Here is a 22,225-nt window from a genome sequence, read left to right on the forward strand (position 1 = left end):
GTGTTCAACACATGAAGAAGTTAAAAAACACAGGCGCCTACGCATACCTGCTTCCAAGCTTCCTGATCTTCGGAATCTTCTTATTCTATCCGTTTTTTAAGACTCTGTATTTAAGTCTCTTCAAAACAAACAAGATGGGACAGGCAAAATTATTCGTAGGACTTGGCAATTACAAAGATTTATTCCAGTCATCCTCATTCTGGAACAGTCTGGCAGTAACCCTGATCTTTGTTGTGATTGTGGTAGCAGTCAGCATGATCCTGGGACTTACCACAGCAATCCTATGTAACAAAACATTCCCGGGAATCCGTTTTTTCAGTACCGCTTATGCGCTGCCAATGGCGATCGCATCCAGTTCAGCAGCTATGGTCTTCAAGATCATGCTTCATCCGTCCGTGGGAATCATCAACAAGATTTTCCATCTGGACATCAACTGGGTCAGTGATCCGAAATACGCGCTGATCTGCGTGGCAGTTCTTACTGCATGGCTCAACAGTGGAATCAACTTCCTGTATTTTTCCGCTGGTTTAAGCAACATCGACGAAACTATTTACGAACGTGCTTCTGTAGACGGCGCAAGTTCCTTTCAGAAATTTTACCGCCTGACACTTCCGGGGCTGGCACCAATGATGTTCTACACATTAGTAGTAAATATCATCCAGGCATTTCAGTCATTCGGACAGGTCAAGATCCTGACAGAGGGCGGCCCTGGAGAATCCACAAACCTGATCGTGTATTCCATTTACAGAGATGCATTCTTTAACTACCGTTTCGGAAGCGCAGCAGCCCAGTCAGTGGTACTTTTCCTGATCGTGCTGGTACTTACCCTGGCAATGTTCAAAATCGAGAAAAAAGGAGTGAAATATTAATGTCACAGATAGGCAGCATCACTGCTGAAAAAGAAAAACAGATGGCTCTGGAACGCCAGAAGTTTCAGGAAGCAAAAGCCAAAATGCTGGCGCAGCAAAAATATAAAAGAGCAGCCAGAACCATCGGACATATCGCATTAAATATCGTTGTGGCACTGATCGTTCTTCTGCCTCTTTTATATGCAATAAGCATCGCATTTATGCCATCCAGCGAACTTTTTACTCTGGATCTGAACATCCTGCCGAAACATCCGACCCTGGAAAATTTCCGTCAGGCATTACAGAAAGTTCCGCTTGTACGATTCGTTGTTAACTCATTCCTGGTAGCCGGACTGATCACGATCGGACAGATCATTTCCTGTTCCCTGGCAGCATTTTCATTTTCCTTTCTGGATTTCAAAGGAAAAAATGTGCTGTTTATGCTGGTAATGGCAACCATGATGATCCCTGGAGAGGCAACGATCATTTCCAATTACCTGACAGTCAGCAGCTGGAACTGGTTAGACTCTTATCAGGTACTGATCGTGCCGTATCTGACATCTGCAATGGGAATCTTCCTGTTCAGACAGTTTTATCTTACATTCCCAATCTCCCTGTATGAATCAGCGAAGATCGACGGATGCTCCAATCTGCGATTCATCTGGCAGATCCTGATGCCGCTGACAAAATCAGCAATGGGAGCTATGGCAGTTTACACCTTTATCAACGCATGGAATATGTACATGTGGCCGTTGCTTGTAACTGGTTCAGACAAGATGCGTACCGTACAGATCGGTATCGGAATGCTGGACAGCGTGGATTCTCAGTCCATCACCCTGATGATCGCAGGTGTTGTACTGATCATCCTGCCATCCATTTCCATCTTCATCGCAGGCCAGAAGCAGCTGATCCGAGGCATGTTCTCAGGCGCTGTAAAAGGTTGATAAATGGATAAACTAAAAAATAAGCATAAGAAAAGAAAGAGGTAAAGTATGAAACGCAAACTCGCAGTTTTATTAACAGCAGCAACAGTATTCAGTGCAGTTCTTCCAACAACCTGCATGGCAGCAGAAAACAAAGCAGATATCCCGGAGGGAACAACTATCACATTCTGGCACGCAATGGGCGGTGTCAACGGCGAAGCACTGGACTATCTGGTAAATAAATTCAATGAAGAAAACGAATACGGAATCACCGTAGACTCCCAGTACCAGGGATCTTACGACGATGCCATCAACAAACTGAAAAGCGCTCAGCTGGGAAACATGGGGGCAGATCTGGTACAGGTTTATGATATCGGAACCCGTTTCATGATCGATTCCGGATGGGTCATCCCAATGCAGGATATGATCGACAGCGAGGGATATGATGTATCTGACCTGGAAGAAAACATCACTGCTTACTACACAGTAAATGATGAATTATATTCCATGCCATTCAATTCATCCACACCGATCCTCTACTACAATAAGGATATGTTTGATAAAGCAGGTATCACTGACGTTCCTACAAGTCTGGAGGGAATCGCAAATATCGCAGATGACCTTGTAAACAAGGGTGGCGCAGGAGAAGCATTATCCATGGGAATTTACGGATGGTTTTTCGAAGAATTCATGTGCAAACAGGGTCTTGATTATGTAGATAATGGAAACGGACGTGAGGCAGCAGCAGAAAAAGTTGTATTCGACGAAAACGGCGGTGCTCTGAACATCCTCAATGAGTGGAAAAAACTCTATGATGCAGGCTATGCACCAAACGTAGGAAGAGGTGGAGATTCCGGACTTGCTGACTTCTCATCTGGAAAAGCTGCTATCACATTAGGTTCCACAGCATCTCTGAAACAGATTCTGCAGGATGTAAACGGTTCCTTTGAAGTAGGAACTGCATACTTCCCGTCCATCACAGATGATGACAAAGGCGGTGTATCCATCGGTGGTGCTTCCCTCTGGATGCTCGACAACCAGGATGATGCGAAGAAAGCAGCAACATGGGAATTCGTAAAATATCTTGTATCCGCAGAATCCCAGGCATACTGGAATGCACAGACAGGATACTTCCCTGTAACAACAGCAGCACATGACGAACAGGTATTCAAAGACAACATCGCAGAATACCCACAGTTCCAGACAGCTATCGACCAGCTTCACGATTCCGCACCGGAATATGCAGGTGCACTCCTCAGCGTATTCCCGGAAGCGCGTGCAATCGTAGAGACAGAAGTAGAAAACATGCTCAACGGAAAAGAATCAGCAGAAGACGCTGTCAGCAAAATGGCTTCTGATATGAACAAATCTATCGAAGATTATAACTTACTGAATGAGTAAATTTTTACAAAGAAAATAAACCTGAAAGTGATATAATAAGAACAGGGAACTGCGCAGGCGGTTCCCTGTTTGTAAAAGTTTAAGTAAATTTCAAATAAGAGAGGGCATATAAGGAAATGACAGAAACAGCAAAGAGAACAACAAAAGTATGGGCACACAGAGGCGCCAGCGGATACAGACCGGAGAATACTCTGGATGCATTTGAACTTGCTATCAGACAGGGCGCAGACGGAATCGAACTGGATGTACATACCTCCGCAGACGGCGAACTCATCGTTATACACGATGAAACTGTAGACCGTGTCACAGACGGAACCGGACTGATCAAAGACATGACACTGGCTCAGTTAAAAGAATTAAAAGTAAGTACTTCTGCAGAACCAACCGGAATCTACCGTGTCCCAACTTTAACAGAAGTGTTGGATCTCATGCGAACCACAGACATGATGGTAAACATCGAATTAAAAAACAGTATCTGCTTTTATCCGGGAATGGAAGAGAAGATCCTGAAACTGGTAAAAGAAATGAACATGGAAGACCAGCTGATCTATTCCTCTTTTAACCATTACAGCCTGTTACAGTTAAAACAACTGGACGATCATGTACAGACCGGAATCCTTTTCAGTGACGGATGGGTAAACCCAGCCATGTACGCCAAAAATCTCGGAATTAACGCCGTACATCCTGCAGTCTACCACCTGAAATACCCACAGTTCATGGAAGAAGTCAAACGCGCCGGACTGAAAATGCATGTATGGACCGCCAATAAACCAGAACACATCCAGCTTGTAAAAGCTGTCGGCGCAGAAGCAGTTATCACTAATTATCCGGATAGAGCAATTGAGATTATAGAAAAATAAAGAGTGAAAGCAGGGATTATATAAATGATCTGATTGTAACTAGATATACAGATCAATTAAAAACAGATACATCTGCTAATAAAAAAGGTATCCTCCCATGAATATGAATACTCATATATCAGGCAGGATACCTTTTAGATTCATATGCTATTGTTTTTAGTGTTTGTAGATACTATCACAGAAATTAACTTTAAAATTATTTCTGCAGCTTCTTAGCATGCTCAGATTTCGGCTCGCATGTAAGCTCTACACCCAGCTTACGGAACTCCAGAATATCCACCTGGGACAGCAGCACAGAAGTATGAACCTGGCAGCCCTTTAATTTCGGGATCTGCTGCAGTGCAAGCTTCGCATCTTCATTATCAGCAGCACTGATAGAAAGGGCGATCAGAGTCTCATCAGAATGCAGTCTCGGGTTCTTGCTTCCAAGATACTGAGTCTTCAGAGTCTGGATCGGTCTTAAAGCTTCCGGAGAGATTACGTGTTTACTATGGTCAATTCCTGCCAGCTCTTTCAGTGCATTCAGGATCAGGGCAGAGGAAGCGCCAAGCAGATCGGAAGTCTTTCCTGTAATGATACGTCCGTCATTAAGCTCCATGGCAGCAGCAGGTGCACCGGTTTCTTCCTCATGCTGCAGTGCAACTGGAACAACTTTGCGGTCTTCCAATGTAACATGAGCCTGTTTCAGCAGAAGTTCGATCTTGAAAACTTCTTCTTCACGTCCGGTTCCGCGAACCAGAGATTCCATGCTCTTATAATATCTGCGGATAATCTCCTGACGTGCAGCTTCTTTGCAGGCTTCATCATCAACAATGCAGTTACCGGCCATATTGACGCCCATGTCTGTCGGAGATTTGTAAGGGCACTCGCCCATGATCTTCTCAAACATAGCCTGAAGAACAGGGAAAACTTCAACGTCACGGTTGTAGTTAATAGTAGTCTTACCGTATGCTTCCAGATGGAACGGGTCAATCATGTTGACATCATTTAAGTCAGCAGTAGCTGCCTCATATGCCAGGTTTACCGGATGTTTCAGCGGGATATTCCAGATCGGGAAAGTTTCAAATTTCGCATATCCGGCTTTGACACCACGTTTGTATTCATGATAAAGCTGGGAAAGGCAGGTAGCCATTTTTCCGCTTCCAGGTCCAGGAGCAGTGATGACAACCAGCGGTCTTGTTGTTTCGATATAATCATTCTTGCCGTATCCCTCATCACTGACGATCAGAGATGTGTTGTTCGGATAACCCGGGATCAGATAAAGTACATAAACCTTAATTCCAAGTTTCTCCAGACGTTTCTTGAACGCATCTGCGCTTTCCTGGCCAGCATACTGAGTAATGCAGACACTTCCAACATAAAGGCCGCGCTCTGTAAACACTTCCATAAGACGAAGCACGTCTTCATCATAAGTGATGCCAAGGTCGCCTCTGACTTTGTTCTTGTCAATATCAGCAGCGCTGATTACGATGACGATCTCTGCCTGATCAGAAAGCTGCATCAGCATGCGCAGTTTACTGTCCGGCTCAAATCCCGGAAGAACTCTGGAAGCATGGTAGTCATCAAAAAGCTTGCCGCCAAATTCCAGATAAAGTTTGTTTCCAAACTTGCTGATACGTTCCCGAATATGTTCGGACTGCATTTTCAGATACTTGTCGTTGTCAAATCCTATCTTCATTTGTTCAAATCCACTCCTTTTTCATCTCATCACATGTTTAAAATCACTTTGCCAATAGTATACTACAAAAAGAGACGTTTGTAACGGTGAAATTTTACAAAAATCGAAGTAATTTCGCAATAACGCAGTTGATTTATAAGAAAATTCTCTTTATAATAAAAAAGATAACAAGAGGAGGAAAAAAATGGATAATCATATGGACAATAATCCGAATGGCAATCGTCCTGATAAAAACAAGAGTCCGGGCAATCAGGATCCCAATAAGAATCATCAATCGATCTTTGCGTTTCTGGTATGCCTCCTGATTACTTTGGTATGTTTTGCCATGTTTACCAATATGCTCAAGGATAATTCCAGTGAGATCACCTACGATAAATTTATCGAGATGGTAGAAGAGGGAAATGTAAAAGAAGTTACACTTCAGTCAGATACATTGACCATTAAACCGAAGCATCAGGATTCTGCATTTTCGGAAAAAGAATATTATACACGCCAGATGGAATCAGCAGATCAGCTGACAGAGAGACTGGAAGGGACCGGAATTGAGTTCCATTCTGAAGCACCGGATGCGGTGAGTGAGATCGTAGCCATGCTGGTGAGCGTGCTTCTGCCGACCATCGTACTCTTTGTACTTCTGATGGTGTTCATGCGCCGTATGAATAAAGGCGGCGGAATGATGGGTGTCGGCAAGAGCCGTGCGAAAGCCTATATTCAGAAAGACACAGGAATTACTTTCAAGGATGTGGCAGGACAGGATGAAGCGAAAGAATCACTTCAGGAAGTTGTTGATTTCCTGCACAATCCTGGAAAATACACGACCATCGGAGCCAAGCTCCCGAAAGGTGCCCTGCTTGTAGGTCCTCCGGGAACCGGTAAAACACTTCTGGCAAAAGCAGTAGCAGGAGAGGCACAAGTGCCGTTCTTCTCCCTGTCAGGTTCTGAGTTTGTGGAAATGTTTGTCGGCGTAGGTGCATCCCGTGTCCGTGACCTGTTTGAGGAAGCGAAGAAGAATGCGCCGTGTATCATCTTTATCGATGAGATCGATGCCATCGGTAAGAGCCGTGACTCCCATTATGGCGGCGGCAATGACGAGCGTGAGCAGACATTGAACCAGTTACTTGCTGAGATGGATGGTTTTGATACTTCCAAGGGACTTCTGATCCTGGCAGCTACCAACCGTCCGGAAGTTCTTGACCCTGCACTTCTCCGTCCGGGACGTTTTGACAGACGGGTGATCGTTGACCGCCCGGATCTGAAAGGAAGAATCGAGATCCTGAAAGTACATGCCAGAAATGTACATCTGGATGAAACGGTTGACTTTGACAACATTGCACTTGCAACTTCCGGAGCAGTGGGATCTGATCTGGCAAATATGATCAACGAGGCCGCAATCCTTGCAGTTAAGAGCGGTCGTACTGCTGTATCCCAGAAAGATCTGCTGGAAGCAGTAGAGGTGGTTCTGGTAGGTAAAGAAAAGAAAGACAGAATCCTCAGTGAGCAGGAACGCAGGATCGTATCCTACCACGAGGTTGGACATGCACTGGTAAGCGCCCTGCAGAAAGACGCAGAGCCTGTACAGAAGATCACCATCGTGCCGAGAACCATGGGCGCACTTGGCTATGTCATGCAGGTACCGGAAGAGGAGAAATACCTCAACACCAAGAAAGAACTGGAAGCGATGCTGGTGGGATACCTTGGGGGACGTGCCGCAGAGGAACTGGTATTTGACACAGTAACCACAGGTGCCGCAAATGATATTGAACAGGCTACCAAGGTAGCACGTGCAATGATCACACAATACGGTATGTCCGAGAAGTTCGGACTGATGGGACTGGCAACACAGGAGAGCCAGTATCTCAGCGGCAGAGCAGTATTAAACTGCGGCGATGACACGGCTACAGAAGTTGACCATGAAGTTATGGTACTTCTTCACAATTCCTACGAAGAAGCCAAGAGACTCATCGGAAGTCACAGAGAAGCGCTGGACAAGATTGCGGGCTATCTGATCCGCAGAGAGACTATTACAGGTAAGGAATTCATGAAGATCTTCCGTGCAGTAGAGCGCGGAATGGAGATTCCCGAAAATCTGGACGATCTGATAATCCCGGAGAAAACAGATAACAAGCAGGAAGAACAGGCAGAGAATTTAACAGTGAAAATGACAGCAGAACAAACTGCAGAAGCTGCAAATGAACAGACAGAAGAACTGTCTGTGAAAACAGTGGAGACAGTTGCGGAAATCACAGAAAAACAGCCGGATGAGTCAAACGCAGATCAGGCCAAAGAAACAGATTCAGATGAAAAAGAGAATACAGTAACGCTGGATAAGATAGAGATTCAGTGATACAATAACAGAGCCGGGAAGCATCCCGGCTCTTGTTAGTATAGGATCATAAAATGGAGGAAATTTTATGTTTCAGATAGAAGAAGAACTGAAAAAACTTCCCGGGAAACCAGGGGTTTATATCATGCATGGAGAGAAAGATGAAATCATTTATGTGGGAAAAGCTGTCAGTCTGAAAAACAGAGTGCGGCAGTATTTTCAGAGCAGCAGGAATAAAGGTGCGAAGATTGAGCAGATGGTAACTCACATTAGAAGGTTTGAGTACATTATCACGGACTCTGAACTGGAAGCACTTGTTCTGGAGTGTAATCTGATCAAGGAACACAGACCGAAATATAATACCATGCTCAAGGATGACAAGAGTTATCCATTTATCAAAGTAACAGTCAATGAGAAATATCCAAGAGTTCTTTTTGCCAGAAGAATGAAGAAAGACAAGGCAAAGTATTTCGGACCATATACAAGTGCGGGGGCAGTGAAAGACGTGATCGAACTGGTCCGTAAGCTCTATAAGGTGCGTTCCTGCAACCGTGTACTTCCCCGTGACTGTGGGAAAGACCGCCCCTGTCTGTATTACCATATGAAACAGTGCACAGCACCCTGTCAGGGATATGTGAGTTCAGAAGAGTACAAGAAAAATATCACAGAACTTCTGAAATTTCTCAACGGGGATTTCCAGGATACCATTGATATACTGACGGATAAAATGATGGCAGCATCAGAGGAAATGCGTTTCGAGGATGCCATGGAATACCGCGATCTGATCCGCAGTATTCAGAAGATCGGAGAGCGTCAGAAGATCACCAGCTACGGAGAAGAAGATAAGGATATCATTGCGGTGGCAATGGACGAAAGCCTTGACCTGCGTGAGCAGGATGCGGTTGTGCAGGTATTTTTTGTCCGCGACGGCAAGCTGATCGGCAGAGAGCATTTCTATCTGCGTGTGGCGCGGGGAGATACGAAGGCTCAGGTACTGTCCAGTTTTATGAAACAGTTTTATGCGGGTACGCCTTTTATTCCACGGGAGATCATGCTGCAGAAAGAAATTGAGGATGCGCAGATCATAGAGGAATGGCTTACTGCACGACGAAAGCAGCGTGTTTATATCCGTGTGCCGAAGAAAGGTACCAAGGAAAAGCTTGTGGAGCTGGCAGAAGAGAATGCGAAGATGGTTCTGGATAAGGACAGAGAGCGGATCAAGCGCGAAGAGGGCAGAACTATCGGCGCTGTCCATGAGGTGGAAGACTGGCTTGGATTGTCCGGAATTCGACGGATGGAGGCATATGATATTTCCAATATCAGCGGTTTCGAATCTGTAGGTTCCATGGTTGTCTATGAAAAAGGCAAGCCGAAACGCAGTGACTATCGTAAATTCAAGATCAAATGGGTACAGGGACCCAACGATTACGCAAGTATGGAGGAGGTACTTACCAGACGATTTACCCATGAGGGAAAAGACGAGTATGACAGCTTTTCCCTCATGCCGGACTTGATCCTGATGGATGGAGGCCGGGGCCAGGTAAATATTGCGCTGAAAGTTCTGGGAGATTTGGGACTTGATATTCCTGTCTGTGGTATGGTTAAAGATAATCACCATAGAACACGTGGATTGTATTACAATAACCTGGAAATCCCTATCGACACCAGCAGTGAGGGCTTCCGGTTGATCACCAGGATTCAGGATGAGGCACATCGTTTTGCCATTGAATTCCACCGTTCTCTGCGAAGTAAAGATCAGGTACATTCTCTCCTGGATGACATCCCGGGAATCGGAGACACCAGAAGAAAAGCACTGATGAGAAAGTTCAAATCCATCGAAAATATCCGGGATGCATCCCTGGAAGAACTGGCGCAGACAGAAAGTATGAATGCAGGAAGTGCGCAGAAAGTATATGAATTCTTTCATGTGCCTGTTGAGAACAAATAGCTAAAGATTCATCCTGCAAGATTGTTTCAAGAATCAACTTGTTGGCACGTTAGTTATCTGATGTGGAAAAACAGACAGTAATTTATGAAATATGTAGAAACATTCTCTTAATCTTCTACATGTTCCCCAACTATTATCTGCTATTTGCAATTGATGTTGCGCATAGTGATGTGATATAATAAAAATAACGTAAAATTTTGAACTGAAAAGGAGAAACAAATGAAAGGTGTACAGTTGACAAAATTAGTTCAGGAATTGGGACTTCACAATCTGACTCCTGAAATTGACCTGCCTGAGATAGTGATCAAGACAGCCGAGATCAACAGACCGGCGCTGCAGCTTACAGGATATCTGGAACACTTTGCCAATGAGCGTGTACAGATCATCGGATATGTAGAATATACGTATCTGATGCAGCTCAGTGATGAAGAACGGAAATTCAAATATGAGAGATTCATTTCAAGTAAGATCCCATGTGTAATCTTCAGTACAATGACGAGACCATCACAGGATATGATCGATCTGGCCATAAAATATAATGTTCCGACCTTTGTAACAGAGAGAACAACTTCCAGCTTCATGGCTGAGATCATCAGATGGCTGGGAGTACAGCTGGCGCCATGTATCTCTATCCACGGAGTTCTGGTAGATGTATACGGTGAAGGTGTCCTGATCACAGGAGAGAGCGGTATCGGTAAAAGCGAAGCTGCCCTGGAGCTGATCAAGAGAGGGCATCGACTGGTCAGTGATGATGTAGTAGAACTTCGTAAAGTAAGTGACGTAACTCTGGTAGGTTCTGCACCGGACATTACGAGACATTTTATCGAGCTTCGCGGCATCGGTATCATTGATGTAAAGACCCTTTTCGGTGTAGAAAGTGTCAAGGATACTCAGTCTGTAGACCTTGTGATCAAACTGGAAGAATGGGACAGAGACAAGGAGTATGATCGTCTTGGTCTTCATGAGGAATATACAGAGTACCTTGGAAACAAGATCGTATGCCATTCTCTTCCGATCCGTCCGGGCCGTAACCTGGCGATCATTGTAGAGTCTGCAGCTGTTAATCACAGACAGAAGAAGATGGGATATAATGCAGCGGAAGAGCTGTATAAGCGTGTACAGGCAAACATTGCCAAGAGACGCGAGGATAAAGAATAAAAGACGCAGTGGCACCTGTGAAAATGGAGGAAATTATGGGAAATTATTGTTTTGGAATTGATGTTGGCGGTACATCCGTAAAATGTGGTCTGTTTCAGACAGACGGAACTCTGGTTGAGAAATGGGAGATTCCTACACGCAAGGAGAATAACGGAGAGAAGATCATTCCGGATATCGCGAAAACAATTCTGGATAAAATTGAAGAGCGTAAGCTGGATAAATCTGATATAGACGGTGTTGGAATCGGTGTTCCGGGACCTGTTAATGATAAAGGAGAAGTTCTCTGCGCAGTAAACCTTTTCTGGGGATTTAAAGAAGTTACTAGAGAGCTGACAGAACTGACAGGACTTCCGTCCAAAGCAGGAAATGATGCGAATGTAGCTGCACTTGGAGAAGCATGGAAAGGTGCGGCAGCAGGTGCGAAGAATGTAATCCTGGTTACTCTGGGAACCGGAGTAGGCGGCGGTATCATTCTGGACGGCAAGATTGTAGCAGGTGTTCACGGTGCAGGCGGAGAGATCGGCCATGCCAATATTGACCATGCAGAAGAAGAGAAATGTAACTGCGGTAACAGTGGATGCCTGGAGCAGTACACTTCCGCTACAGGTATCGTACGTGTGGCTAAAAGGACTCTGGCTGCAACAGAAGAGAAAACAGTTCTCAGAGACTTCCCGAATCTTTCTGCCAAGAATGTACTGGATGCTTACAAAGACGGTGATAAAGTTGCAACGGACGTGATGAACCAGGTAGGTGATAAACTGGGCGGTGCCCTGTCCGTGTTTGCCTGTGTGACAGATCCGGAAGCGATCGTAATCGGCGGCGGCGTATCAAAGGCAGGACAGTCTCTGATCGACTGTATCCAGAAATATTATAAGAAGTATGCATTTTCAGCATGCAAAGAGACACCGATCATTCTGGCTACTCTGGGAAATGATGCCGGTATTTATGGCTCTGCCCGTATGGTGATCAAAGAAGCATAATCAAAATATTATTAAAGATATCATTAAAGGCGTAAAAAAATCCTCTGGGAACTTGTCCCAGAGGATTTTTTGTTACAATATTACGTTGCCGAAAGCAATCTGACTCAGGCGAAGGATCAATAATAATCAATCTGGTAAGAGGAATCATCCTCTCCGCCGCTGTCACCGCCATCATCGTTATCACCAGTGTTATCGCCATCACCGCCGCCATTATCATCGCCGCCGGTATTATCTGTATTATCACTGCCGCCATCACCGTTATCAGTATTATCACCGTTGCCGGTGTCATCGGTTCCGGTATTGTCGGTGCTGTCACTGTCTGCATCTGTTGTCTGAGATGCATCATCGGTGTTTTCTGTATCAGTGTTGCTGTAATCACTGTCATAATCGTAGTCATAACTGTCATAATAATGCTCTTCGCAGTATTCAGTAGGCATGGTACCTACATCGAAGTATTCTGTGATCACAGGGCAGCCGGCTCTTGGCAGAAGACCTGTTTCAGAGCATACGCTTAATTTCTCCACACTTGCAGGTTTGGTGAAATCTTTTTCAGGTAATCCTTCATGGATTCTTGTCATGACCTTTTTCCACAGAGTCTTATGGAAGTTACGGGCATAATCCGGAAGTTTCTCATTGTTATCATAACCGGACCATACTGCACAGGTATAATATGGAGTATATCCTACGAACCAGAGGTCATTATAGGCTTCAGTAGTACCTGTTTTGCCGGCAACAGCCATGTTGTCAAGCTGGCAGGCGGTACCTGTACCTTTCTTTACAACATCTTCCATGGCGCTTGTGAGCAGGTATGCTGTACTTTCTTTGATCACGGAACGTCCGGCGGAAGTATTCTCGATCAGTACGTTTCCGCTATGATCCAGGATCTTTGTGTAGTAGATCGGTTTGATGTAGGTGCCGCCGTTAGCGATAGCTGCGTAGGAAGCACACAGTTCTATGTTTGTGACACCTCTGGTGATACCGCCAAGTGCAGTAGCAAGGTTCGCGTCACTCCATACATTGCCGTTGGCATCTGTATCTGCTTCTGTACCGTGGGCAAGTGTAGTGAATCCGAAGTTATCCAGATACTGAAGACCAAGTTCAGGAGTTACCTGCTCCAGACATTTTACTGCCACTACGTTGATGGAGTTCTGGATCGCTGTACGAATAGTAGTAGTTCCATTGTAAGAACGGGTTGCGTTGTTTACAGGAGAACCGTCCGGATATTCATAGGGTTCATCTTCGAAGGTAGTTGCTAGGCTCATACCCTTTTCATTCAGGGCAGGTGCATAGGTGGAAACGATCTTGAAGGTGGAACCAGGCTGACGTGTTGTGTCAGTAGCACGGTTCAGGGTCAGGCTGGCTGTTTTCTCCCCACGGCCGCCGATAAGAGCTTTCACATAACCGGTCTGCTGATCAATGACACTCATGGAAGACTGAGGCTGTGGTGCGAAGTTTACACGTTCTGCAACAACCTTGCTTCCGTTTGCCAGAATGTTCTCTTTATATCTGTCCACATAAGTCTGGCCCTCTTCCGGTGAATCGAAGAGCAGATCGAAAGACGGATCTTCATTCTGGAAATACAGCTGAAGCATTTCCTTACTGTAGTTTACTTGATTGCCGTCAGGATCTGTGACAGTCAGCGCATAGTCAAGTTCGTACTGGACTTCGTCCGGGTAATTGGACGGATCGGCATATTCTTCATCCAGGATAGTCTGGATATTGGAATCCTGTGTGGTATATACTTTAAGTCCGCCGCTGTAGAGAAGGTTGGTAGCCTGAGTCTTGGTATAACCTTTGATATTCATAAGGTCGTTGATGATCTGATCTGTCAGTTCATCTTCGAAATAGGTGTAGACCGTGTTCTCTGTGCTGGAATTTTTTTCCTGAGCTGCCTGGATACGGGAATATATATCATCAGCCAGAGCTGCTTTGTACTGTTTCTTCGTGATGTAATTCTGATCCAGCATATGCTGGAGAACTTCTTTTCTACGTTTCTGGTTGTTCTCCGGGTTTACGATAGGATTAAAACGGGTAGGGTTCTGGGTGATTCCAGCCAGTGTTGCACACTCGGAAAGATTTAGATCCCATACATCTTTATCGAAATACTGTCTTGCAGCAGCCTGTACACCGTATGCACCTGCACCCAGGTTGATGGTGTTCAGGTAGTTCTCAAGGATGGTATTTTTGTCCGTCTTTTTCTCTACCTGCACTGCCAGATACTGTTCCTGGAATTTACGTGTGAATTTCTCAAGCCATGTAGACTCGCTGGTCCAGTTGGTAAATACGTTATTCTTAAGAAGCTGCTGGGTAATGGTACTGGCACCCTCGGAAAAATCTCCGGTTGTGATGGCTTTCACACCTGCACGGAGAATACCTTTTACGTCAATACCGTTATGTTCATAGAAACGTTCATCCTCGATGGCTACAACCGCATGCTGCAGATCCTCGGGGATCTGATCCAGTGTGACAGGCAGACGGTTGGAATTGGGTGCTGCCAGTTTACGGATCTGATTGCCCTGGTCATCATACAGAAATGTGGCATAACCCAGGGGCATAATATCAATATCATTAACATCAGGAGCATTATCAATCACACCTCTGAAGGAACCAATTCCCAGACAGGTTACTCCGATGCAGAGAGCGATCAGTGACACGAATAAAACTCTGATAAAAGAAACCCTCGCACGTTTCCCCATCATGGAGGAACGGGAGATCAGGGAATTTCGCTTCCTGGCCGTCGATTTTTTACCGTAGTTCATGTTAGACCTCCTTTATAATCCGTTCTATTATATCAAATATAAATAGGTAAATAAAGCAAAAAAATAAAAATTCATAATTGATTATGCTGTTTTGTGTAATATAGTATACACAGTGCTGGTGTATTTCTGTAATTCATGGTAAACTGTAGCTGTGACAGCAGGGCCGGAAAGGTTCAGAGAATGGTACCTGCGGACGTGAGATCAGGCTGGAGGCATGAAAAATGTTAGAGAAATATAAGACAGTTTACGAAGGCGGTGAAGGCGAGATGGTGGAGAAAAAGTCCAGGTTTATCGCTACAGTGCGCCCCGTATCTACCGAAGAAGAGGCACTTGCTTTTATAGAAGAAATGAAGAAGAAATACTGGGATGCCAGACATAACTGCTATGTATATTCTGTGGGAAAGAACCGGGAATACACCAGATGCAGTGATGACGGAGAACCATCCGGAACAGCAGGCAGACCAATGCTGGATGTGATCCTGGGAGAAGATATTTACAATGTGGCAGCAGTAGTCACCAGGTATTTCGGAGGGGTTCTTCTGGGGACCGGCGGACTGGTGCGGGCATATTCCGGAAGCCTGCAGGAAGGATTGAAAGATAGTACTGTTATCGAGAAAATACATGGAATTTCCATGGAGATCATCACAGATTATACCGGAATTGGTAAGATCCAGTATATAGCGGGGGAAAAGGGACTTCCCATTTTAAGCAGTGAGTATACAGACAGAGTGACCCTGCAGCTTCTGATACCGGCAGACCAGGTTCAGGCTGTGGAGAAAGCTGTCACAGAAGGCACCAGCGGCCGGGCGAAAATGAAAAAAGAGAAAGACCTGTATTATGCTGTGATTGATGGAGAAGTAAAAGTTTTCGACGATTAAGAGACGATAAGCCAGAATATAAAAAAGACTTCGGAGTTTCACAGAATCCGAGGTCTTTTTTATGTCAGCAGAAACTACCGTCGGCAGCTACTGCTGAGTTTTTATGAAATGATGTCAGTGATAATATCAGTGATCTGAAAAGGATCAGCATTTCTCCGGTTCCGGATAATCAACTCCGAAAGTATCCACTGTCATGGATTTGATCTTCTGCTCATCCAGAGGACGGTCACTGTAGTCTGTATCCTCTTCTGCAATACGGTTTACCACATCCATACCTTCTGTGATCTTACCGAAAGCTGCATAAGCACCATCAAGATGTGGAGCATCTTTGTGCATGATAAAGAACTGGCTTCCTGCAGAGTTTGGATGCATGGCTCTGGCCATGGAAAGAACACCTGCTGTATGCTTTAAGTCATTTTTAAATCTGTTCTGGGTGAATTCACCCTTAATGCTGTATCCCGGGCCGCCCATTCCGGTTCCGTCCGGGCATCCACCCTGGATCATGAAGCCGTTGATGACACGGTGGAAGATCAGTCCGTTGTAGAAGCCTTTTTTTACAAGGCTGATGAAATTATTTACTGTATTCGGTGCAATCTCAGGATATAATTCAGCCTTCATCACATCGCCGTTTTCCATGGTAATTGTTACTACCGGATTTGCCATAGTTAGATTCTCCTTTTCAAAAAGTATTGTATTTCCCTGTTCGCTCTATTATAATATGCAAAGAACAATTCTGCAAGAAAAAGGTGGAAAAGATGATTATAGAGACAAATACCCCTCAGGAAACTTTTGCTGTGGGAAAAAAGATTGGAGAGAATGCCAGACCAGGGCAGATCTATACGCTGACCGGTGACCTGGGAGTGGGGAAAACAGTTTTTACCCAGGGTGTGGCAGCAGGACTTGGCATTGATGAACCGATAAACAGCCCGACCTTCACCATTATCCAGGAATACGAGAGAGGACGTCTGCCACTGTATCATTTCGATGTTTACCGCATCGGAGATATTGAGGAGATGGAAGAGATAGGTTATGATGATTATTTCTTCGGACAGGGGATCTGCCTGATCGAATGGGCGAATCTTATAGAGGAAATACTGCCGGATGATCTGATCCGTATAACCATCGAGAAGGATCTGGAGAAAGGCTTTGACTACCGCAGGATCACTGTGGAAGGTCTGGATATATAACAGGAGGTAGAGGATAAGATGAAAATTTTGGCACTGGACAGTTCAGGAATCGTGGCATCTGTGGCAGTTGTGGAAGATGACACATTACTGGCAGAATATACAGTTAATTACAAGAAAACACATTCCCAGACACTTCTTCCCATGCTGGATGAGATTGTGAAAATGACAGAACTTGATCTGGAGAGCGTGGATGCTATTGCAGTGGCAGCAGGACCGGGATCATTCACAGGACTCCGTATCGGTTCCGCTACAGCCAAGGGACTTGGTCTTGCACTGAAGAAACCGTTGGTAGCAGTACCTACTGTAGATGCACTGGCATATAATTTATACGATGCACAGGGACTGGTATGCCCTGTCATGGATGCCAGAAGGAAACAGGTATATACAGGAATTTATAAATTCGAGAACCATCAGCTGGTAACTGTAAAAGAACAGTGGGCAGCTCCCATGGAGGAACTGATCGAAGAGCTGAATGAGCGTGGAGAGACTGTGATCTTTCTCGGAGACGGAGTTCCGGTATTTCGTGAGATGATCCAGGAGAAGCTGAAAGTGCCGTATTCCTTTGCACCGGCTCATCTCAATAAACAGCGCGCAGCAGCAGTGGCAGCATTGGGAATGATCCATTATAAAGAGGGCAGAACAGAAACTGCCGAAGAGCATACACCGGAATATCTTCGTCTTTCCCAGGCAGAACGGGAACGTGCAGAAAGAGAAAAGGCGCAGAAAACAGAGAAATAAAAGAGAAACAAAGAATAAAGGAAGAACTATGATCTTAAGAGAAATGCTCGTAGATGATCTGGATCAGGTGATGGAGATCGAAACAGATCTGTTCCATGTTCCCTGGACCAAAGAAGGATTTTTTACCTTCCTGACCAGGGAGGATGCCATGTTTCTGGTAGTAGAAGAAAAGGGGAAGATCCTTGGATACTGCGGTCTGCTCATGGTATTGGACGAAGGGGATATCACCAATGTGGCAGTACGAAGAGACAGGCAGAGAGAAGGAATCGGCAATTTCCTGATGGAAAGCCTGATCCGTCTGGCTGACCAGCAGGGAGTGACTACCATCCATCTGGAAGTCCGGGTTGGAAACGCTACAGCCATCCGGCTGTATGAACGGATGGGATTTACCAGGGATGGGATCCGTAAAGGATATTACAGTGACCCTGTGGAGGATGCTCTTCTTATGACCAGACATCCACAGAACAACAGATAAATAAGTGCCAGCAGGCTGATCACACAGCCGGCGGTTTTACCGGGTGCATGAAATTTAACAGTGATTTCATGCGCCCCCTTTTTTATGGGAAATCCCAGAAAGGATTTGTTCACACATTCGGGAGTAACTTTTTCCCCATCAACGAAGGCTGTATAACCATCAGCCCAGACAAAGGAAGTAACGAAATAACCGTCCTGATCCATATTCAGGGAACCTTTCAGAAGTACATTTCCCGCTGAGTCTCCCAGGTCAGAAGAATGGAAAGGAACCACTCCGGGATTGTGGATCGCGGAAACCGGAAGCAGATATGCCCGGATATTTGAGAGCTTATAATCTCCTGCGGAATATTTGATGCGGAGTGTATCAAAAGCTTCCGGAGAGGAAAGCAGGTAGGTAAATTCTGCATTTCCGTTGGGATAAGGGGCGTCTGCTCCGGAGAGACAGTTTCGGATACCGTTGATTGTGATGGAAACATCCTGGGCTCCCTGGTGTTCCACATGGAAAAAAAGAAGCAGAACCTGATCTTTGACAGTGAACGGAAGCTTCTTTTTATCTGTCTTTTCTGTGGAAGGGGCGTTTTGCCTGAAAAGATCAGAAGGGAGAGTACAGGACTTCATCTGTGAAGTATAGGCAGTCTCTTTTTCAGGATTGGATACAATGGTGCGGCTGACAATAGTATCCAAGTTTTCCGGGTAGGAGAGCTGGTCAAAAGATTCTTCGCTTATGAGTGCAGTACTTCCGTAAGCAAGAGGGAGAACCTGATCATTTTCAGCCAGGACCTGCTCGTTTTTTTCTGCCAGTATGCGGTAGCCGGTGGGGATTTTGCCGGTATTTGTCTGGATATACCGCACGCCCATCAGATACTCCTGAAAAGGGTTGGCGTCTGCATTTAAGGCAACACGGTTCCGGATGCTCACCGGCATTTTCAGAATGTCATAAAACAGCTGAGAATAACGGTAATTGGATACTGATGAATAAACAGAACTTTTTTTCTGTGTACCTGTGTAAACGTAGTTGGTGCTGGTCATAGGTCTGGACAGGATGTCCATGCGGGAATCTGAGTCCGGACAGAGGGTATTTATCTCAGTGGCAGTAAAAGAACCGGAGTCCTTCAGGGAAGGAAACTGTTCTGTCTGAGAAGTGGAAAGATATAACAGCCCCGGGGTGATGAACAAAACCATGGAGCAGAGCAGGGCGGACAGCGGCTTACATTTATCTGCCAGATAAAGTTCCTGTAATACAAACAGGAGCAGGAAGAGGGCATCCAGAAACATAAATGGCCAGTAGCCGGGCTTTTTTACCAGACACTGGATCAGTACAGGAACCAGACAGACCAGGGCGAGGGGAAGGCTGTGCTGTATCTGTTTCGAAAGGATCTCTTCAATAGTTAGGGCAGTCATCCACAGGATCAGAGGCAGAAAAGGAATGAGACATTTGGGCCGCACGTACAAAGTCCCGTTCAGGATCCAGTAACAGATGTCAAAAAGCAGCAGGCACAGCAGGATCAGAGAAAATGGCCGTGTCTTACGTCTGCGGATACTCAGAAACAGGCAGTACAGACAGATTAGGGAAAGCCCGCAGCCATAAGGACTGTACAGGATACTGTCCATGGTAAGGTTGGGCGCCAGGATCTCCAGAAATGTGGCAGCGCGGACACTTTTGCGGGTTTCCAGAACGGCCAGTGCAGTAGGAAACAGCAGAACCATGGAAAGAAGGAGCGAAAGAGCCACGGAAAAGAGATATTTTTTCCAGAGGAGATACTTCTCTGACCGCGTGTGTGTTTTCAGCTGAAAATATAAATACAGACTGACAGATACAAAGCATGCGGGAAAGAAATAAAAACTGTGGATAAGTATCATAAAAAAACCTGCTGTCAGCCCGAAATGTGGAAGCCATTTCCGCCTGTTCGCACTCTTGCAGAGATTATCTGCTGCAAAAAATGTAAGGAGCAGAAAAGGCAGAAAATTTACAAACATGATCTGTCTGTGGGCCTGAAACATACAGCCGGAACATCCGTACAGGAAGGAGGCGGCAAAACAGCAAAAAGCCCGGATGTGTTTCCGGCGGAGCCAGAAATACAGAAGCCAGGTGCCGGCCAGGATTTCTGCTATGGCATAGATCTGCAGAATGACTGCTGTGGATATATGAGGCAGAAAACAGGAGAGCAGTACATCCGGCCGGAGAAATCCATAATAGGAAATATTAAAAAAGCTGCCGCCTCCACCCAGATGCATATAATCCGGTACAAGGCTGCCAGATGAGAGAAATTGTTTACGCATATAATCTGCGATGGCCACATGCTGGCACAGCCAGTCTACTTCTGAGCCGAACATGCTGCCGGAAGGAACGGAAAGAAAGATCAGTCCCAGGATGCAGACTGTAAGGAACAGTGGAAAAAACAGATCAGATCTGAATGATCTGGAAAATTTTAATTTACGGGTATTCATGGAAATATCCTTTCTGTCAGGTGCTGATAAATAAATAAGGAAAATGCTGAAGGAATCCGAAAGGACCCCGCTACAGATTCCTATATTGTATAACGAAACATATCCGGGATTCAATTCATTTTATTCACACTTGTTTTGAAATGGCAATTGTGATAAACTTTGCCACAGGAGAAAATCAGGAGGAAATTTATGTTAGATGTATGTTTGGTTGGAACCGGAGGAATGATGCCTTTGCCCAGAAGATGGCTGACTGCTCTTATGACAAGATATAATGGAAGCAGCCTTCTTATCGACTGCGGTGAGGGAACTCAGGTGGCAATTAAAGAAAAAGGATGGAGTTTCAAGCCTATTGATGTGATCTGTTTTACCCATTACCACGGGGATCATATCAGCGGACTTCCGGGACTGCTTCTTACCATGGGAAATGCAGACCGTACAGAACCGCTGACTCTGGTAGGACCCAGAGGCCTGGAACGGGTGGTTAATGCTCTCCGCGTGATCGCTCCGGAGCTCCCTTTTGAGATTAAATTTATAGAGATCACACAGCCGGAACAGGTGATCGAACTGAACGGATACCGTATTACGGCTTTTAAAGTGAATCATAATGTACTTTGCTATGGATACACGCTGGAGATCCTCAGACAGGGGAAATTTTCTGCAGAGAGAGCGAAAGAACAGGAGATCCCGCTGAAATACTGGAATCCCCTTCAGAAAGGACAGACCATCGAGGCAGATGGGATCACCTATACGCCTAATATGGTTCTTGGCCCGGCCAGAAAAGGGATCAAGCTTACTTATACTACAGACACCAGACCTACAGAATCCATACTGCGCAATGCAACAGGTTCAGATCTTTTCATCTGTGAGGGAATGTACGGCGAGGATGATAAGGCAGATAAAGCAAGAGGTTATAAGCATATGACATTCCGGGAGGCAGCAGTTCTTGCCCGCGATGCCGGAGTAGAGGAAATGTGGCTGACCCATTACAGCCCGTCACTGGTAAGACCGGATGAGTTTATGGATAAAGTAAGAGAAATTTTTCCTAATGCATATCCTGGAAAAGATGGAAAGAGCATAGAACTGAACTTCGAAGAAGAGTAACGTAATGAAGATCCGATAAGGATCAGTATATAAATAGAGGAATAAAAGATGAAAGATACATTAATTCTTGCGATCGAGAGTTCCTGTGATGAAACAGCAGCTTCTGTTGTAAAAAACGGCAGGACAATTTTATCCAATGTGATCTCTTCACAGATCGCTCTTCATACTTTATACGGTGGGGTAGTTCCGGAAATTGCCTCACGTAAACATATTGAAAAGATCAACCAGGTTATTGAGCAGGCCCTTGCAGATGCAGAGGTGACTTTGGACGATCTGGATGCCATTGGCGTAACTTACGGACCGGGACTGGTAGGTGCCCTTCTTGTAGGAGTAGCAGAAGCGAAAGCCATCGCCTACGCTAAGAAACTTCCACTGGTGGGAGTGCATCATATAGAAGGACATGTTTCAGCCAACTATATTGAGCATCCGGATCTGGAACCGCCATTTTTGTGCCTGATCGTATCAGGAGGACACACACATCTGGTGATCGTGAAAGATTACGGTGAGTTCGAAATTCTCGG

General features: G+C 45.3%; 18 protein-coding genes (1 of these 18 running past the window's edge). 14 read left to right on the forward strand and 4 right to left on the reverse strand.

Translation table 11 applies throughout. The annotated features are described in order from the left end of the window. The first annotated feature begins 11 nt into the window (after positions 1–11). From R8695_RS03085 to R8695_RS03100, 4 genes are all read left to right on the forward strand, one after another. Entirely contained in the window at positions 12–869 is an 858-nt protein-coding gene (locus R8695_RS03085; RefSeq protein ID WP_118510893.1) for a carbohydrate ABC transporter permease, read from the forward strand. 83 nt (positions 870–952) lie between these two features. Next, positions 953–1,792: a carbohydrate ABC transporter permease gene (locus R8695_RS03090; RefSeq protein ID WP_243139596.1), complete on the forward strand. Its 840-nt coding sequence runs from the start codon at positions 953–955 to the stop codon at positions 1,790–1,792. 48 nt (positions 1,793–1,840) lie between these two features. Beyond that, positions 1,841–3,172, forward strand: a complete 1,332-nt coding sequence (locus tag R8695_RS03095) for an ABC transporter substrate-binding protein (protein ID WP_118510889.1) — start codon at positions 1,841–1,843, stop codon at positions 3,170–3,172. Positions 3,173–3,288: 116 nt separating this feature from the next. Next, a complete protein-coding gene (locus R8695_RS03100; RefSeq protein WP_118510887.1) occupies positions 3,289–4,032 on the forward strand; it encodes a glycerophosphodiester phosphodiesterase in 744 nt (247 codons plus the stop codon). Positions 4,033–4,228: 196 nt separating this feature from the next. On the opposite strand, the gene R8695_RS03105 is transcribed toward R8695_RS03100, so the two are convergent. Beyond that, positions 4,229–5,710, reverse strand: a complete 1,482-nt coding sequence (locus tag R8695_RS03105; protein WP_118510885.1) for a DUF1846 domain-containing protein — start codon at positions 5,708–5,710, stop codon at positions 4,229–4,231. 184 nt (positions 5,711–5,894) lie between these two features. Between R8695_RS03105 and ftsH the strand changes: the two genes are divergently transcribed. The 4 genes from ftsH to R8695_RS03125 all read left to right on the forward strand — a co-directional run bounded on the left by ftsH (position 5,895) and on the right by R8695_RS03125 (position 12,119). Continuing rightward, a complete protein-coding gene (ftsH, locus tag R8695_RS03110; protein WP_154780936.1) occupies positions 5,895–8,054 on the forward strand; it encodes an ATP-dependent zinc metalloprotease FtsH in 2,160 nt (719 codons plus the stop codon). A gap of 67 nt (positions 8,055–8,121) precedes the next feature. Continuing rightward, positions 8,122–9,981: an excinuclease ABC subunit UvrC gene (gene uvrC / locus R8695_RS03115; RefSeq protein WP_118510883.1), complete on the forward strand. Its 1,860-nt coding sequence runs from the start codon at positions 8,122–8,124 to the stop codon at positions 9,979–9,981. A 219-nt stretch (positions 9,982–10,200) separates the two neighbouring features. Then, positions 10,201–11,139: an HPr(Ser) kinase/phosphatase gene (hprK, locus tag R8695_RS03120; RefSeq protein ID WP_118510881.1), complete on the forward strand. Its 939-nt coding sequence runs from the start codon at positions 10,201–10,203 to the stop codon at positions 11,137–11,139. A gap of 35 nt (positions 11,140–11,174) precedes the next feature. Next, entirely contained in the window at positions 11,175–12,119 is a 945-nt protein-coding gene (locus tag R8695_RS03125) for an ROK family glucokinase (protein WP_118510879.1), read from the forward strand. A 116-nt stretch (positions 12,120–12,235) separates the two neighbouring features. Here R8695_RS03125 and R8695_RS03130 read toward each other — a convergent pair whose 3' ends face one another. After that, positions 12,236–14,878 (reverse strand): transglycosylase domain-containing protein, encoded by a 2,643-nt coding sequence (locus R8695_RS03130; protein ID WP_118510877.1) that lies wholly within the window; start codon positions 14,876–14,878, stop codon positions 12,236–12,238. Positions 14,879–15,099: 221 nt separating this feature from the next. Here R8695_RS03130 and R8695_RS03135 point away from each other — a divergent pair, with 221 nt between their 5' ends. Further along, positions 15,100–15,756 carry a YigZ family protein gene (locus R8695_RS03135; protein WP_154780935.1) on the forward strand — a complete coding sequence of 219 codons (657 nt, stop codon included), beginning with the start codon at positions 15,100–15,102 and terminating at the stop codon, positions 15,754–15,756. 144 nt (positions 15,757–15,900) lie between these two features. On the opposite strand, the gene R8695_RS03140 is transcribed toward R8695_RS03135, so the two are convergent. Continuing rightward, positions 15,901–16,419 carry a peptidylprolyl isomerase gene (locus R8695_RS03140; protein WP_118510873.1) on the reverse strand — a complete coding sequence of 173 codons (519 nt, stop codon included), beginning with the start codon at positions 16,417–16,419 and terminating at the stop codon, positions 15,901–15,903. Between the two features lie 92 nt (positions 16,420–16,511). Between R8695_RS03140 and tsaE the strand changes: the two genes are divergently transcribed. From tsaE to rimI, 3 genes are read left to right on the forward strand one after another with little or no spacing between them, the layout of a single operon-like run. After that, positions 16,512–16,943 carry a tRNA (adenosine(37)-N6)-threonylcarbamoyltransferase complex ATPase subunit type 1 TsaE gene (gene tsaE / locus R8695_RS03145; RefSeq protein ID WP_154780934.1) on the forward strand — a complete coding sequence of 144 codons (432 nt, stop codon included), beginning with the start codon at positions 16,512–16,514 and terminating at the stop codon, positions 16,941–16,943. An 18-nt stretch (positions 16,944–16,961) separates the two neighbouring features. Continuing rightward, positions 16,962–17,681 (forward strand): tRNA (adenosine(37)-N6)-threonylcarbamoyltransferase complex dimerization subunit type 1 TsaB, encoded by a 720-nt coding sequence (gene tsaB / locus R8695_RS03150; protein ID WP_118510869.1) that lies wholly within the window; start codon positions 16,962–16,964, stop codon positions 17,679–17,681. Positions 17,682–17,709: 28 nt separating this feature from the next. Further along, positions 17,710–18,156, forward strand: coding sequence for a ribosomal protein S18-alanine N-acetyltransferase (gene rimI, locus R8695_RS03155; RefSeq protein ID WP_118510972.1), 447 nt, complete (start codon positions 17,710–17,712; stop codon positions 18,154–18,156). On the opposite strand, the gene R8695_RS03160 is transcribed toward rimI, so the two are convergent. Continuing rightward, positions 18,096–20,603 (reverse strand): YfhO family protein, encoded by a 2,508-nt coding sequence (locus R8695_RS03160; RefSeq protein ID WP_154780933.1) that lies wholly within the window; start codon positions 20,601–20,603, stop codon positions 18,096–18,098. The two genes, rimI and R8695_RS03160, sit on opposite strands and share 61 nt — an antisense overlap. Positions 20,604–20,792: 189 nt before the next feature. Between R8695_RS03160 and R8695_RS03165 the strand changes: the two genes are divergently transcribed. Then, the gene (locus tag R8695_RS03165; protein ID WP_118510865.1) at positions 20,793–21,704 is read left to right on the forward strand and encodes a ribonuclease Z; all 912 of its coding nucleotides are present in this window, start codon (positions 20,793–20,795) and stop codon (positions 21,702–21,704) included. 48 nt (positions 21,705–21,752) lie between these two features. Beyond that, positions 21,753–22,225 carry the 5' end (the start) of a tRNA (adenosine(37)-N6)-threonylcarbamoyltransferase complex transferase subunit TsaD gene (gene tsaD, locus R8695_RS03170; protein ID WP_118510863.1) on the forward strand. 547 nt of this gene lie beyond the right edge of the window, so the window shows 473 of its 1,020 coding nt (coding positions 1–473); the start codon lies at positions 21,753–21,755; the stop codon falls past the right edge of the window.

Origin of the sequence: Blautia luti, assembly GCF_033096465.1 — a bacterium.
Taxonomy (GTDB): Bacteria; Bacillota; Clostridia; order Lachnospirales; family Lachnospiraceae; genus Blautia_A; species Blautia_A luti.

Bases quoted from the DNA above. Each gene is read 5' to 3' on its own strand.
- R8695_RS03085 (WP_118510893.1), top strand. From the start codon at position 12: ATGAAGAAGTTAAAAAACACAGGCGCCTACGCATACCTGCTTCCAAGC.
- R8695_RS03090 (WP_243139596.1), top strand. From the start codon at position 953: ATGCTGGCGCAGCAAAAATATAAAAGAGCAGCCAGAACCATCGGACAT.
- R8695_RS03095 (WP_118510889.1), top strand. From the start codon at position 1,841: ATGAAACGCAAACTCGCAGTTTTATTAACAGCAGCAACAGTATTCAGT.
- R8695_RS03100 (WP_118510887.1), top strand. From the start codon at position 3,289: ATGACAGAAACAGCAAAGAGAACAACAAAAGTATGGGCACACAGAGGC.
- R8695_RS03105 (WP_118510885.1), bottom strand. From the start codon at position 5,710: ATGAAGATAGGATTTGACAACGACAAGTATCTGAAAATGCAGTCCGAA.
- ftsH (WP_154780936.1), top strand. From the start codon at position 5,895: ATGGATAATCATATGGACAATAATCCGAATGGCAATCGTCCTGATAAA.
- uvrC (WP_118510883.1), top strand. From the start codon at position 8,122: ATGTTTCAGATAGAAGAAGAACTGAAAAAACTTCCCGGGAAACCAGGG.
- hprK (WP_118510881.1), top strand. From the start codon at position 10,201: ATGAAAGGTGTACAGTTGACAAAATTAGTTCAGGAATTGGGACTTCAC.
- R8695_RS03125 (WP_118510879.1), top strand. From the start codon at position 11,175: ATGGGAAATTATTGTTTTGGAATTGATGTTGGCGGTACATCCGTAAAA.
- R8695_RS03130 (WP_118510877.1), bottom strand. From the start codon at position 14,878: ATGAACTACGGTAAAAAATCGACGGCCAGGAAGCGAAATTCCCTGATC.
- R8695_RS03135 (WP_154780935.1), top strand. From the start codon at position 15,100: ATGTTAGAGAAATATAAGACAGTTTACGAAGGCGGTGAAGGCGAGATG.
- R8695_RS03140 (WP_118510873.1), bottom strand. From the start codon at position 16,419: ATGGCAAATCCGGTAGTAACAATTACCATGGAAAACGGCGATGTGATG.
- tsaE (WP_154780934.1), top strand. From the start codon at position 16,512: ATGATTATAGAGACAAATACCCCTCAGGAAACTTTTGCTGTGGGAAAA.
- tsaB (WP_118510869.1), top strand. From the start codon at position 16,962: ATGAAAATTTTGGCACTGGACAGTTCAGGAATCGTGGCATCTGTGGCA.
- rimI (WP_118510972.1), top strand. From the start codon at position 17,710: ATGATCTTAAGAGAAATGCTCGTAGATGATCTGGATCAGGTGATGGAG.
- R8695_RS03160 (WP_154780933.1), bottom strand. From the start codon at position 20,603: ATGAATACCCGTAAATTAAAATTTTCCAGATCATTCAGATCTGATCTG.
- R8695_RS03165 (WP_118510865.1), top strand. From the start codon at position 20,793: ATGTTAGATGTATGTTTGGTTGGAACCGGAGGAATGATGCCTTTGCCC.